The organism is Paenibacillus sp. FSL K6-1330, from assembly GCF_037976825.1.
Classification (GTDB): domain Bacteria; phylum Bacillota; class Bacilli; order Paenibacillales; family Paenibacillaceae; genus Paenibacillus_AQ.
Genome location: NZ_CP150269.1, coordinates 6229071 through 6243053, shown reverse-complemented (window position 1 = coordinate 6243053; position 13983 = coordinate 6229071). Strand labels below are relative to the sequence as shown.

Annotated in this window: 17 protein-coding genes; all 17 read left to right on the top strand. The window is 48.5% G+C overall.

Features of this window, described 5'->3' with window-relative positions; translation table 11 throughout:
- Positions 1-66: 66 nt before the first annotated feature.
- The 17 genes from NYE54_RS28460 to NYE54_RS28380 all read left to right on the top strand — a co-directional run bounded on the left by NYE54_RS28460 (position 67) and on the right by NYE54_RS28380 (position 13711).
- Positions 67-504 carry a DUF6838 family protein gene (locus NYE54_RS28460; RefSeq protein WP_339267873.1) on the top strand — a complete coding sequence of 146 codons (438 nt, stop codon included), beginning with the start codon at positions 67-69 and terminating at the stop codon, positions 502-504.
- On the top strand, positions 501-674 hold the full coding sequence (locus NYE54_RS28455; protein ID WP_339267872.1) for a hypothetical protein: 174 nt from the start codon (positions 501-503) through the stop codon (positions 672-674). The genes NYE54_RS28460 and NYE54_RS28455 overlap by 4 nt, the downstream gene beginning before the upstream one ends.
- Complete coding sequence (locus tag NYE54_RS28450) at positions 675-1994, top strand: phage tail sheath family protein (RefSeq protein WP_339267870.1); 1320 nt, start codon at positions 675-677, stop codon at positions 1992-1994. It abuts the gene before it with no gap.
- A 1-nt stretch (position 1995) separates the two neighbouring features.
- A complete protein-coding gene (locus tag NYE54_RS28445) occupies positions 1996-2454 on the top strand; it encodes a phage tail tube protein (protein ID WP_006212529.1) in 459 nt (152 codons plus the stop codon).
- Between the two features lie 29 nt (positions 2455-2483).
- A complete protein-coding gene (locus NYE54_RS28440) occupies positions 2484-2906 on the top strand; it encodes a phage portal protein (RefSeq protein ID WP_076324761.1) in 423 nt (140 codons plus the stop codon).
- 193 nt (positions 2907-3099) lie between these two features.
- The gene (locus tag NYE54_RS28435) at positions 3100-4797 is read left to right on the top strand and encodes a hypothetical protein (RefSeq protein WP_339267868.1); all 1698 of its coding nucleotides are present in this window, start codon (positions 3100-3102) and stop codon (positions 4795-4797) included.
- A 1-nt stretch (position 4798) separates the two neighbouring features.
- Entirely contained in the window at positions 4799-5518 is a 720-nt protein-coding gene (locus tag NYE54_RS28430; RefSeq protein ID WP_339267866.1) for a LysM peptidoglycan-binding domain-containing protein, read from the top strand.
- Between the two features lie 12 nt (positions 5519-5530).
- A complete protein-coding gene (locus tag NYE54_RS28425) occupies positions 5531-6496 on the top strand; it encodes a hypothetical protein (RefSeq protein WP_339267864.1) in 966 nt (321 codons plus the stop codon).
- A gap of 6 nt (positions 6497-6502) precedes the next feature.
- On the top strand, positions 6503-6796 hold the full coding sequence (locus tag NYE54_RS28420) for a DUF2577 domain-containing protein (protein WP_339267863.1): 294 nt from the start codon (positions 6503-6505) through the stop codon (positions 6794-6796).
- A complete protein-coding gene (locus tag NYE54_RS28415) occupies positions 6796-7209 on the top strand; it encodes a DUF2634 domain-containing protein (RefSeq protein ID WP_339267861.1) in 414 nt (137 codons plus the stop codon). The genes NYE54_RS28420 and NYE54_RS28415 overlap by 1 nt, the downstream gene beginning before the upstream one ends.
- Entirely contained in the window at positions 7202-8263 is a 1062-nt protein-coding gene (locus NYE54_RS28410) for a baseplate J/gp47 family protein (RefSeq protein ID WP_339267859.1), read from the top strand. The genes NYE54_RS28415 and NYE54_RS28410 overlap by 8 nt, the downstream gene beginning before the upstream one ends.
- Positions 8256-8801: a YmfQ family protein gene (locus NYE54_RS28405; RefSeq protein WP_339267858.1), complete on the top strand. Its 546-nt coding sequence runs from the start codon at positions 8256-8258 to the stop codon at positions 8799-8801. Before NYE54_RS28410 ends, NYE54_RS28405 begins: the two co-directional genes overlap by 8 nt.
- Positions 8802-11453, top strand: a complete 2652-nt coding sequence (locus tag NYE54_RS28400) for a hypothetical protein (RefSeq protein ID WP_339267856.1) — start codon at positions 8802-8804, stop codon at positions 11451-11453.
- A 12-nt stretch (positions 11454-11465) separates the two neighbouring features.
- Positions 11466-12050: a hypothetical protein gene (locus NYE54_RS28395; RefSeq protein ID WP_339267855.1), complete on the top strand. Its 585-nt coding sequence runs from the start codon at positions 11466-11468 to the stop codon at positions 12048-12050.
- Positions 12051-12069: 19 nt separating this feature from the next.
- Positions 12070-12207, top strand: coding sequence for an XkdX family protein (locus NYE54_RS28390; protein WP_076324751.1), 138 nt, complete (start codon positions 12070-12072; stop codon positions 12205-12207).
- 279 nt (positions 12208-12486) lie between these two features.
- Positions 12487-12939 (top strand): phage holin family protein, encoded by a 453-nt coding sequence (locus tag NYE54_RS28385; protein WP_339267853.1) that lies wholly within the window; start codon positions 12487-12489, stop codon positions 12937-12939.
- Positions 12926-13711 (top strand): glycoside hydrolase family 73 protein, encoded by a 786-nt coding sequence (locus NYE54_RS28380; RefSeq protein ID WP_339267851.1) that lies wholly within the window; start codon positions 12926-12928, stop codon positions 13709-13711. Before NYE54_RS28385 ends, NYE54_RS28380 begins: the two co-directional genes overlap by 14 nt.
- Positions 13712-13983: the final 272 nt, after the last annotated feature.

Genomic DNA, 13983 nt, shown 5'->3' with positions numbered 1-13983 from the left:
CGTTTTTTTCTGTATCAAATTGAATAAAGGACAGGCAGACATTCATTTAAGAGAGGAACAATAGATATGATTGTTCAGCAAATGCAAACTTCTCTGAAAAGCGCCTTGCAAACGAAATTTAAAGACATCTCCCTCATCTCTAAAGAGGATGCCACACCATTACCCCCAGCACCATACTTCCAAACCGAACAAACCCTAGCCGAGTTCGAGCCGATATCGACCAATCGATATGCGGCTCGTTTTCGTTTCCGCATCTCTTACGTACCGATGGAAGGAAAGCCGGTGGCAACGATCATGGACGAAATGCTGGAGAGTCTAACCTCCCTTGAAGTGGGAGGCCGACCATGTCGTGCTTCCTCAGTGGCATGGGAGCGCCCAACGGGGAAGGATGGGGCAACGGGAGAAGGATATTTTCGCGCAGAGTATGTCATTCAGATGACAACGGATCAGGAAGAGACCGACATGAAGATGCAAACATTGAAACAGGGAGGCGGATTGAAGTGAGTAAAAAAGAAACAGCACCAGCGTTCAACAAGCAACAGTTGGCACAATCCAATCAATTCAGTAATCGCGAGAAGGATGTGCTGAGCGCCATTCTCGAAGAGGGCAAGACGTACACCATTCAACAAGCGAAAGACCAATTAACCACATTTTTGAAAAAGGAGGTCATCTAAATGGCCGGAGGAACATGGACAACACCCAACAAAGTAAGACCAGGCGTATACACCCAAATCTCATCGCAGGAGCAGCCGATCGGGCGCGTAGGTGAAAGGGGGATTGCGGCGCTGGGCCTGTCCCTTCCATGGGGAGAGCCTAATAAAATCCTGACGATCCAACCAGGTACGAATCTGGTAGAAGTTCTGGGTTATGATATCACATCACCACAGTTGCTCTCGGTAAAAGAAGTACTTAAGCGTGCTGGCACGCTTCTGTTGTACCGCTTGAACAGCGGTGTACAGGCTGCAGCTTCTGTTGCTGGTCTCAAGGTAACCGCACTTTATGGCGGCGAACGCGGTAATGATCTCCAGATCGTCGTTGAGAACGCCGTGGATGATCCCGGTAAGTTTGTGGTCAACACGCTGTTGACCGGCAAAATCGTAGACAAACAGCTTGTAGCCAGTGCGGCCGAGCTAGAACCTAACTTGTACGTGGCCTTTGCTCCGGATACCGGTGATCTAACTGCAACGGCTGGGTTTGCTCTCACAGGAGGCGCGAACGGCACCGTAACGAACCAAGAGCATGTAGATTTCCTTGCCGCGCTTGAGGTCCAAGACTTCCAGACTGTAGGTCTGTTGTCGGGTGACCCAACGCTTAAGTCTCTGTATACCGCATTCGTCAAACGTCTTCGTGAGCAGGAAGGCAAGAAGGTTCAAGCTGTGCTGTCTGAATATTCGGCTGCGGATTATGAAGGAGTCATCTCCGTGAAAAACGGCGTTGTTCTCACCGACGGCACTGTCGTGGACAAGGTGAAGGCAGTTGCCTGGGTTACTGGCGCCACGGCTGCGGCAGCTGTTAACGAATCCCTTACGTATGCGGCTTATGATGAAGCGGTGGATACCGATGTTCGTTTAAGCCATACGGAGATTGAAGAAGCGCTGACGAAAGGCGAGTTCCTGTTCAGCTACAGTGGCGGCAAGGCCGTGGTCGAGCAGGATATTAACAGTTTTACATCGATTGAGCCAGCGAAAGCGCGCCATTTTTCCAAAAACCGTGTGGTTCGAGTCCTGGATGGCATTGCGAATGATTTAAAGCTAATTTTTGAAAAGTCCTATATCGGGAAGGTAGATAACAATGTGGATGGTCGGACGCTGTTCTGGGCGGAATGTGCGGCGTATTTTGCATCTCTGCAGAATATCGGTGCTATTCAGAATTTCGATGCGAACGAGGATATTGTGGTGACGCCGGGGACAGAAGGCGATGTGCTGTTTGTGGATATTAAGGTACAGCCGGTGGATGCAATTGAAAAAGTATACATGAAAGTGAAGGTGGTCTAAGATGGCATTTTTGCGGGCAAACGACACGATTTCCGGACAAGAGGGCAAGGCATTCGTCAAGATTGGCGAGCGTATGGAGGAAATGTTCTACATTAAAACACTGGAAGCTACGGTGGAGAAGGAAAAAGCCGAGCTGAAAACGATGGGCCAGCGCGCCGTACAGCATAAAGCCATTGGCTGGAAGGGCAGCGGCACGATGACCATTTATTATGTGACCTCACTGTTCCGCGAGCTGATGATGGAATATATCCAGACCGGCAAAGACGCCTACTTCATGATCGAAGTGCGTAACGAGGATCCAGGTTCGTCGACGGGACGTCAGACGGTGATTTTGGAAGGGGTCAACCTGGACAGCGTGATTATGGCTTCTCTCGACACCGAAGCGGAGGCGCTGGAGGAAGAAGTAGCTTTCACGTTTGAGAATGTGCGGATTGAGACGCCGTTTAACCCATTGGCCTAATACTTAACATTGAATGAGGAGGAAGGAATATGAGCGATTTTAGTATGTTTTTTGCTGGGCAGTCGTCTGCAGAGATCACGGAGGAATTCGTGGTCTCTGTTCGTTTTAAGAATGCTGAAGGAAGCCCTGTGCCTTGGAAGCTGCGCAGCATCACGGAGGAAGAGAATCAGGAGTGCCGCAAAGCCGCTACCCGTAAGGTTAAAGGCAAGAACGGCGTATTCACCCCGGAAATCGACCCGAATGACTATATGGCGAAGCTGATGGTATCAAGTGTCATCTTCCCGGATTTAAAAAACAGCGAGCTGCAAAAATCCTACGGCGTGCTCGGTGCAGAGTCCCTGCTCCGCAAAATGCTGCTGCCCGGCGAATTTGCCGCGCTTGGCGAGCGGGTACAAGCCCTAAACGGTTTTGACCGGGATATGAACGAACTGGTGGATGACGTAAAAAACTAATTAAAGAGGGTGACGGTGATGCGAACTATTCGTACTACGCCCTCCATGAACTGCACATCCTTCCTCACCAGCTCATGGCGATGACGGTCCGGGAACGGGCCGCCATCTATGCCATGATCTCGATGCGGGTGGAGAAGGAGAAGCGTGAGCGAGTCCGGAAGCGGAGATAGGTTGTAGAAAAGGGGGTGAAGGAATGGCGAGTGTAAAGGATGCACTCCTGCGCTTAAATAATATGGCCGACTTTGTTGCGAAAATGACGATTATTCCAGTAGCAAAAGAACAAGTAACGGAAGACTTCTTTAAAGTTAAGACTGGTGATGCTGAGGTAGGTTCAGCTATATTCGAAAACATTAAACAGAATGCATTGAAAACCGGGTTAGATATTAACGATTCGTTAAATAATGCTTTAACGTTCATGTCAATGACTAAAAACTCAGATCAAATTGCGCAATTAAATGGCTTCGCTGATCGAATGAGCACACTATCAACAGACGGCAAGAGTTCAAAAGATGCAACAGGGGCGATTATGAGTGCGATGCGTGGCGATACCAGCTCTCTAGCTAAAGATTTTAATATTCCTGATTCCCAGATTAAAAGCTTTAATGCAGAAATCGTATCATCTAAAGGTAATTTTACTGCATTTCTTTCATCCATGGACAAACTGCTGCAAAAATCAGGCATGACACAGGAAGCTATGAATGCCATGCTGGATTCGCCTGTTAATAAGTGGAAGCAACTAATGGGATCCGTCAACAATTCTTTTGTTCAGATGGGGGGTGGCGCATTAGCTGCCATCATGCCAATTCTGGATATGTTGAATGCAGCTTTTGAAAACGGGACTTTCCAGCCTTTTATTGATGCTATATCCATAGGATTAACCGTAATTGCTGAGGGGTTTTTGTGGGTAGCGCAAATGATCCCTCCAGCCTGGGAATTCATTAAAGCTACGATTGCTGGTGTCGGTAACACCATATGGAATCTGGTCACTATATTTATGGGGTTGCTTCCTGTTATCGCTTTAGTGGGTGTTTTTTTTGCAATGTTAAATGCAGGGATGATCATGGGAAGAATATCAGCTTACGCGTTTACTGCGGCGCAAACTGTGATGGCTACGGTTACGAATATAGCGGCAGGTGCAATGAGATTATTTAATATGGTGGTTAAGGCTAATCCTCTTATGCTATTAATTTCATTAGTTATCGCTGCTATGGCCGCATTCGGGGCTTGGCAAGTGGTGACTATGGGCCTTAAGCAGATATTTAGCAACGTATTTGGTTTCATTGTCGATCTGGCGCAAAACACGGTTAACACGGTCATTTCAGTTATTAACGGAATCATTAAAGGTGTTAACGCGGTAGCGGGCTTTTTTGGCAAGGTTCTTGGCGTGGATACCAAGCAAATTGCGGAGATTGAATATAAGGCAGATTTTACGAAATTCAAGGATAAAGGGCAGGACTATATTGAAGATTTCTCCATAGATAAGTTCAAAAATCAATTCATGCCAGCTAAGGACACGGGCAAGAGCAACGAGGAATTATTGGAACAGTACAATATGGGGAAAACCGGATACGATGTTCCCGTTCCAAAAACAGCCCTAACTCCGTCCATGCCTGCCATGGCAACGGCCCCAATCCCGGTAGCTCCTGCGGGTGGAAGCATTGATTCCATTGGTAAAGTGGATAACTCGGTGGACGTGGCGAGCGAGGATCTGAAAATCATGCGTGATCTGGCAGAAGTGAATGCGATCAGCAATATGATTACCCTGACGCCTACCGTGCAGATGACAACAGGAGATATTAACTCCGGGGCCGATCTGGATACCATCATGTCGAGAATTAACCGAACGCTGGAGGAGCAGTTTGTGTCCAGTGCCGAGGGGGTGTATCTGTAGCATGAGCGATTATGGATTTTTTCTGAGCTTCAATAACCAGGAGGAGGTTTTTCGGTTTCCTGTGAACCCCGAGCGGATTGATGTGAAGGATAGCGGAGAAGGCAAATCCTATACGGTAGCGGGGCTTGGTGAAGTAAATGCGATTCTGCATCCCAAGTTGACGGAGATCTCGTTTGAAAGTTTTTTTCCGGGTAGGATGTACCCCTTTGTCCATCTAAGGTCTGACCAGGAGCTGAAGCTGCCGATCGATTACGTAAATACCATTAAGGGCTGGATGGAGAGCCGGAGACCTGTGCGTTTTGTCATGACGGGGCTCGTTCCCGATCCGCTGAGCGGTACGGACGGTAAGAATGTGGTGCGGGCCATGAAGTCTTTTGGCATCAACATGGCGGCCTCCATCGAAAGTTTCAACTGGAATACGATGTCCGGATCGCCGGAAGATATCGAGTTCTCGATTTCGCTCAAACGATATGTGTTTTATGGGGCTCGGAAGGTGGTACCGGTAAAAGACAAAAAAGCGGCAGCCGTGAAAAAGAAAGACCGGCCGGATGACCGCAAAAAACCAACCTCCTACACGGTCGCCAAAGGCGACACCCTGTGGAGCATTGCCCAAAAGCTGCTCGGCAGCGGTTCCCGTCATACTGACATCCAAAAACTGAACGGAATTAAAGACCATGAGGTCCGGAAGCTGGCTATCGGCCGGGTTCTCAAGATTCCCTAAAGAGGTGGCGCCATGATTGAACTGATGATTGACCGCAAGAACGGAAGCGTGTGGGATCTGGGTCAGATTGTCACCGACATTACGTGGAAAACAACCCGTCAAGCGAAGCCGGCGAGTCTGGATATCAACTATGTGAACGATGGTCTTGCACAGAGCAAGGAATTCGAAGTGGAAAACGGCGACATTGTGCGCTTTCGGAAGGATAATAAGGATCTGTTTTATGGCTATGTTTTTTCCAAGGAGTGGGGTATGGATGCTGAGGTCAAGGTGATGGCGTATGACCAGCTGCGTTACCTGTCCAGCAACGACACCTACCGGTTCACGAATGCCAAGGTGGAGGATATCATTCGGAAGATTGCCAAGGATTTCAATCTGAAGACAGGCACGCTTGCCGATACCGGCCATACGATCCCTGCGATGCTGGAAGCGGACAAAAAACTGATCGATATGATCTGCAAGGCTCTGGAGGCCACGTTGATCGCGACCAAGCAGTACTATATGTTTTACGATCAGTACGGTGAACTGACGTTGACCAACATTAACGACATGCTGCTTAAACTCGCGGTGGGAGAAGACAGCCTCATGACGGATTTTTCATATAAAAAAAGCATCGACAACGAGACGTACAACCGCGTCAAAGTCGTGAGGGACAACAAGGAAACCGGGAAGAGGGACGTGTATGTTTACCAGCATGGGCAGAACATTGCCCAGTGGGGGCTGCTCCAGCTGTATGAGGTTTCTGACGAGAACATGAACCCCGCTCAATTGAAGCAGTTAGCGCAGAACTTGCTGGAGTTGAAGAACAGGGAGCAGCAGACGTTGTCGATCGAGGCTATTGGAGATTTGCGGGTTCGTGCCGGAAACACGATCTATGTGAATCTTCCAGAAGAAGGCTTGAAGCCGTATCTCATCGATGAATGTACGCATAAATTTTCGGACGGTACGCATACGATGTCGCTGAATATGAAGGTGGTGTAAGCAGTGATGCTGGATATTATCAAAAAAGCCAGTCTCAGCGCCGTGGGAAGCACAAACCCGATGGCGGTGCTGTATGGCATAGTCACATCAACACATCCTCTCGAGGTGAACGTGGATCAGCGTTTCAGCCTGACGGAGGATTTTTTAGTTATCGGAGAATCGATGACCGAGTACAAGTTGAACATTGGCGGCGTGGAGTATGTAATTCGAAAAGGGCTGGAGATTGGTGATACGGTCCTGCTCATTCGTTACCAGGGCGGACAAACGTATCTCGTGCTGGATCGGTTGGTGAAGCCGTGATGATCCCGCAGGGTGGAACGCTGCAACCGAGTAGCGAGATCGTGGAAACAATGGCACAGCCTAGCTTGACATATGACTTGAATCTGGAGGAAGGAACGATATCCGGTCACATTGACGGTCTTGAGGCCGTTAAACAGGCTGTCGTAAAAATCCTTCAGACGCGCCGCTTTGAACATCTGATCTACAGCAGTAACTATGGGCAGGAACTGGACTCCGTCATTGGCCGCGACCCACTGTGGGCCTATGCTGAAATCGAGCGGCATATCAAGGAAGCGCTGCTGCAGGATGACCGCATTTTGTCGGTAGATGATATGAATATTACCTTTGTGGGCGATCAGGCCGTGGCGGAATTTACGGTCCGAAGCGTGTATGGGGCTTTCAATATGACCAAGGAGGTGAGAGAGGATGGTTGAGGAACAGACGTACGAAGCAATTCTGGAGCGGATGATGGACCGTATTCCGGATGGAATGGATAAAAGGGAAGGCAGCATCATCTACGATGCGTTGGCACCTTCTGCAGCTGAGCTTGCCCAGATGTATGTGGAATTGGGGTACTCCATGAACTTGAAATTTGCCGCTACGGCCTCGGGCGAATTTTTGGATCGGAGTATTGCATGGTCGGGTCTGACCCGGAAGCAGGCTACAAAAGCACAGCTTCTGGGACACTTCTCAGGCAATAACGGTACCGCGGTAGATGTGCCTCTAGGGAGTCGTTTTTCATTGGATCCGCTGAATTACAAAGTCATCACCCGTCTGGATGCAGGGCAATATGTGCTGGAATGCGAGACAAGCGGGAAGGAAGGCAACCGCCGATTCGGCTCGCTGCTTCCGCTGGAATACGTCGAAGGCTTGGTGAAGGCGGAGCTGATGGAGCTCTGGGTACCTGGCGAAGATACCGAATCGGATGAAGCGTTGTATGACCGATACCGCGAAAAAATCTCCCGTCCCGTGACCAGTGCAAACCGGAATCAGTATGAACTGTGGGCGAGGGAGAAAGCCGGGGTTGGCAAGGCCAAAGCTTTTCCGTTATGGGATGGTCCGGGCACCGTCAAGGTGGTGCTGCTGGATAACGAGATGCGATCGCCTACGCCTTCCGTAGTGGAATCAGTGCAGCAGTATATCGATCCGACCATGGATGGCATGGGGGAAGGCGCAGCTCCTGTCGGTTCGGTTGTCACTGTTGTTGGGGCGGCTGAAGTGCCTGTCCATATTGAAGTACAGGTTACGCTGCTCGATGGAGCCGGCATGGATGGCGTGCAGGAAGCCATTGAGCAGGGGGTTCGTCAGTATCTCAAAGACCTGGCAATGTCCGATCCGCTGGTCCGGTATAACCGGATTGCCAATGTGATCTTGGATATTCCGGCAGTCATCGACTACGAGATATTGACCGTGAACGGAGGAACGGACAGCCTTCTGATCGAGCCGGAAGCGGTAGCTGTCTTGGGGACGGTGACAGTAGATGAGTAAAGCTGAAGCCTGGCTGGGTTACCTGCCGTCCTTTTATCACGATGTTCGAGAAATGAAAGCTATTGCCGGAGCCGAAGGGGCTGAGTTGGACAAGCTGGCGCAGGAACTGGAGGATCAGTTGGACCAGTATTATCCCGAAACCGCTACGTGGGCGCTGTCCCGGTTCGAGCAGGACTTGAACATTCCGGTGAACCTCTACAAGCCGATCGAGCAGCGTCGTTCGGTCATCATTTCGAAGATGCGGGGGAGCGGCAAGGTGTCTGCCAGCATGCTCAAAAATGTGGCGCAAGCCTATGAGCGGGGTAGCATCGAGGTATCCGTCCAGCCAGCGGAGTATAAAGTGACGATTCATTTTCGAGATACGCTGGGCATCCCGCCGAATTTAAGTGATTTGAAATCGGCCATCGAGGAGATCAAACCAGCACATATTGCGGTCGATTACGCACTACGTTATCTCACCATAGCTGAAGTGGAGGGCATGACCTTTGAGGAAATATCAGCAACGACACAAGACAGATTGTTGGGAGGAGGAGCCTAAATGACGAATCCGGTTACGCCGAATATCGGGTTGAACAAAATCGATCGAACCTCGCCGTCCACGACGTATTTCGATCTGGAGAAATATATTGATCAGAACGCGGATGCCGTAGATCGGTTCGCGGGTGAAAGCAGTGAGGCCATCGGCGCATTGGAAAAGCGTCTGGACACGGAAGAGCGCAGGGAAGTCATACTGCAGCCGGGGCTTCAGATCGTGAACGCGGAGCGGAGTGCGCCATTTAAGTTGAGCGGGATTAAAGGGCGGACGTTGGTGAATTTGGCTGGACGGAGGATTAATCGAAGCGTATCAAATCCGGCGACAACTACCTTAAGTGTTGGGTCAGGCACAACTGGTAACAATACTGAGGCTATAAATGTAGCTGTTAAAAATACAGACGAAGGTTACATCATATATAGACAAGTAGGGGGCTCAGCTTTTCTTGCTCTTGCTGGGAAATATTACGTAATATCGGCAGAAGTGAAAGTAAACAGCATTTCTGGTAGCGGGTTAATTAAAGTAGGCGCAAATGTTGGAATTGGGGCAGATACTGTTGATAAGACTAAACTGGGGATTTGGCAAAGAATTTATTATGGGTTTACAAAATCGGCTGACACCGCTTTTGATATTATAGTTGGAGTTTGTTACGCGGGTGGGGTATATGCTGCCGTCAACTTTGATGTTAAAAACGTAAGTTTGTATGAAATTTCACAATCAGAGTATAACAGCATCACATTATATTCCTCAGAACAAATGGATATTAAATATCCCTACGTCGATAGTATTCAGCCTGTCCGAAATCCGTATGTGATTCGGTACGGAGATAATTTGGCTCCTACACTATTTGAAGGCTCGGTGGAAAGTTCAACGAAAGTGCTATCTGAATATTCAGCTATAGTAAAAGCGACAGGTTCAACGATCGTGGAATACCGGTCTGAACTCATTCCGGCTATACCGAATACTAAATATACACTTCGTGCAAAAATCACTCTAAATGGCCTAGAAAAATATGATGGAGTGTACGTTGATGTACTGGGTTACGATGAATCGGGGTTGTATGTATTAGACACACCTGGAACCTCCGTCAGCGGAACAGGTACTGGAACAGATATATTTGCTACTCCGGCAAACATCAAAACTATGGAGGTTCGTATTGTAGCACCTCAAGATGCGGCTGTTGGTGACTATGTTATCGAAGATATTACGCTTAATCTCGGAACTACGGTCAAAACACATAAAGCTCGTGAAGACTGTATATTTGCGCTGCAAACGGACTTATACTCCGATCCGGTGACAGGTGTGAATGCTGACGAAGTGTTCGAGAAGGGCGGGCAGTATACCAAGCTTGCGAAGTGGAAGAAGCTAGTCTTTGACTTCAACCATCAATACGGGTATTTTAATTCATACTCAGGGGGAAAATGTGTACGACTACTTACAGATATTGTTGATAGAAATAAAACTAATCAACCAGTTGTGACAAAATATGATGGAACTTATTTAAAAGGAGGTCTACCATCAAGCGCAGTAGATTTATACAGTATAGCTGATTGGGGTGGTGGGGCTATAGGTCTAGGAATAGGTGTTTCCAGTGCAGACAGCGGATGGGGTGACAACTACACTCCGACACCTGACGAGATTAAGGCATTCTTTATGGGTTGGACGATGTATAACGGCTCTGCAATCGTATCCGAAGGTTTGCAGACGCCTGATAATCCCGTGAACAACCTATACAACGGTACAGGCATAAAATTATGGGCTCGCAGGTTAGACGGTGTTAATCGTATTTGGGTTGATGGGACGTTTACGCTTCCGACTACACAAGCGCCAAATTGGACGCCGTACCAACTCGTTTACCGACTCGCAATGCCAACAGTCGAACCTATCATATCTGAAGGCACGTTAACGTTTAATGATGGCGATAACTTAATCGAGGTTGGGACGGGAATTGTGGTAAGGGAAAGCAACCAGCTTTCAGTTGCAAGCAATGGTGTTGCAACATTCAACGGTGCAAAATACCCACTGAAAAACAAAGCCTCTTTACTTATCGAATTTTACAGAAACGGAATGCGCATCACGCCTGATAGTTCCGGGTTTCGGACTCCAGGAACAGCTTTGGAAGTTTCAAATGGACCTGCATGGGCTAGTGTTAATAAAGAGAAATTCGACCCTTCCGCCGCGTACTCCGTCACATACCTGATGCTAGATAAATCACCTATCGTTCCATTCACCGGATCGTATGCGGCTAACGAAATGTCGATGCTCCAAGAACTGACTGGCAAGGTACAACAGAATGCCACCGCTGTATCTGTATTGATGAATAAGAAGGCAGATAAGTATTCGCAGCCGGATTGGATTTCACCAACGCTACTAAACTCTTGGACGGGTATATTGAGATATCGAAGGGACTCGCTAGGAAATGTTTACATTATAGGACGCCCAGAGGGAGGTACGACAGGAAACGGAGTTTTGCTATTCACACTTCCAGAGGGATATCGACCATCTGATGTAATAGTCTTCGGATCTCTATGGTCTTCTGGCAGCGCGTTACTCCCCCTTGAAATTACAATAAATACTTTGGGGCATGTACAAATATGGAATGTGGGAGGAAATGCTTATCTTGATATATGCCTACCTTCCTTTCTAGCCGAACAATAAAGGAGGTATCACATGAAAGCCGTACCTAAAATAAATATAGATGGCCTCTATTTAGAGGACACGCTCGTGGACGATACCTTTAATGGTGTCGTCCCTTTTTATTCCTACATGGAACAAGGGATACTAGATTTTCAGTCCCGAACATTCGATGACGGTACACAACCAGAAGATGAACCAACAAACGAACCAGAATCCAATATCTCCGGCTACATCATCGGCATCCCTGTAACTCCCGGCTTATTCCGCCCGCGCTTTGATCTCGCAGCCTGGAATGCATACGAATTTGCTGTAAGCACAGCTCAAGATTCTTTCCAACAAGCTTTATCGGGATGGCACGCACTCCCGGAAGAGCAACGCGGCGACATGCCAGTTTTGGAGTCTCCACCTCAGCCAACACTTTGGATCGAAGGCTTAACCCCGGAAGAAATCGAGGAGCTAACCAGATCTCAGCCACAGGAACCCAATGAAGTGGATCGCTTAGGTTCTGAGATGGTTGCACGGGAGCTCGAGGCCATGGAGCTACGTCAGCAAAATGAGGCGCAGGGCGCTCAAATTGTGGGGCTTGAATTACGGTTGTTATCACTTGAGAAAAGCTGATCGAAAGGAGAGGAAGACGATGTTCGAGAACGATTTTGAACGCTTGAAGTATTACTATGAAAAGAAGTGGGCGCAGAAGCCTCAATTGAGACAATATGTTGCGTTTGGCGTGATCACTTCGGAAGAATATGAAGTCATCACTGGCGAGGCCTACTAAACGCTGCTTTGAATTACTCTACAGAAGACTTCAACGAAGAAGGCGGAATCATGCTGTAGAAGCGAAGCGTTCGCCTTTGTCCACGGATTTTAACCCTATCTATAAAGTTACAAGAAAATCTGGGGGCAACAGCGATCGGAAGCATGATCCGCAGGCGAAGTGGTGTACTGCCCAAAAGGTTTATCTCTGTTAAAGCAACTATGAATAGCTTCACTCCAAGCCCTCGGCTCCTCCGAGGGCTTTTTCACAACTTCAAAACCATATAAAGGAGGAACAATTATGTATGAGCACATCGGTCAGCTGTTTAAGATGCTGGCGGCGGGGACGGGGGCCGTGACAGGTTACGTCTGGGGCGGATGGTCGCTGCCGATGCATCTGTTGTTGTGGTTCGTGGTGATCGATTGGTTGACCGGATGGGGCGCGGCCTGGATGAACGGCGAGCTGCGCAGCCGTATTGGTTATACTGGGATTGCACGCAAAATGACCATTTTTCTCATCATCGCCCTGATGCATCTGGTGGACCGGGTGCTGGGGGAGATGAATTATTTTCAGAATACCGTGATCTTCTTCTATCTCGCGAATGAGCTGCTGTCTATTATTGAGAACGTTGGGAGAATGGGGGTACCGATCCCCCAGTCCCTGCGTAATGTGGTACAGGTATTCCAGATCAAATCCGAAGAAGGGGACAAGCAAACCGTACGAAAGGAGGAGAAAAAGGATGAAACCCTCTGAATTTATAGCCAAGCTGGCACCTATAGCCAATCAGGACATGCGTCAGTACGGGGTGCCTGCTTCGCTTACGCTTGCTCAGGCAATCCTGGAATCCAATTGGGGATTGAGCGGTCTAACGCAAAAAGCGAACAATCTGTTTGGCATCAAAGGAACGGGTCCCGCGGGAAGCGTCACCATGCAGACAACCGAATACCGGGGGCAGACGCCCTATACGACCAATGCCCAGTTTCGTAAGTACAACAGCTGGAATGAATCGGTTGCCGATCATACCCGGCTGATCTTGAACGGCACACGTGACAAGCCGCAGCGCTACCATGGCGTATTGTGGGCGGATTATAAAACGGCGGCGACCGAGATTTGGAGAGGGGGCTATGCCACAGACCCCAATTATCCGAAAAAGCTAATTTCCATTATGGAGCAGAACTCGCTCTATCAATATGATGTGCCTAGTCCAGAGGAGGAGGAATGTATGAAAATCGAACAATTAACGGCCGAGCTGCAAAAAACACAAGAGCAGATTCAGCAGATTAGCAAGCAATATGCTTCTGCGATGAAACTGCTAACGGAACAAAGCAATACCATTCAGCAGATGAACGTAAGGCTCAAGGCAGTTGAGACGGAGAAACCGGCGAAAGTTCCATCTTGGGCAGAACCGGCAGTACAAGCTGCACAGCAAGCAGAAGTATTGCATGATCCTAAGGGTAGCTACGATTTTTACCGAATCATGACCGTGCTGCATCGTTTGGGGACTTTCGATAGTCCGAGCAAGTGATACAAAAATTAACATGGCAGCTGCTCTCGCAAGTTCCATCTATATAATGAGGCGTTTTTTGAGCTGTGTTGAACAATAAAGCTGCCCAACCGTTTAGGACGGTATGGGCAGCTTTTGTTGTTTATATCAGTTAGTGTTTTGCTAGCGTCTTCATGCTCGATTATTCATTCCCGGAATGTGCTTTTATAGTGTGTTTGAGCCGTCTTTACTTTCTCGGCGCAAGTCACGTTCGCTTATTCCATGAACTCTGTGTCTGTGCATACATATTCATA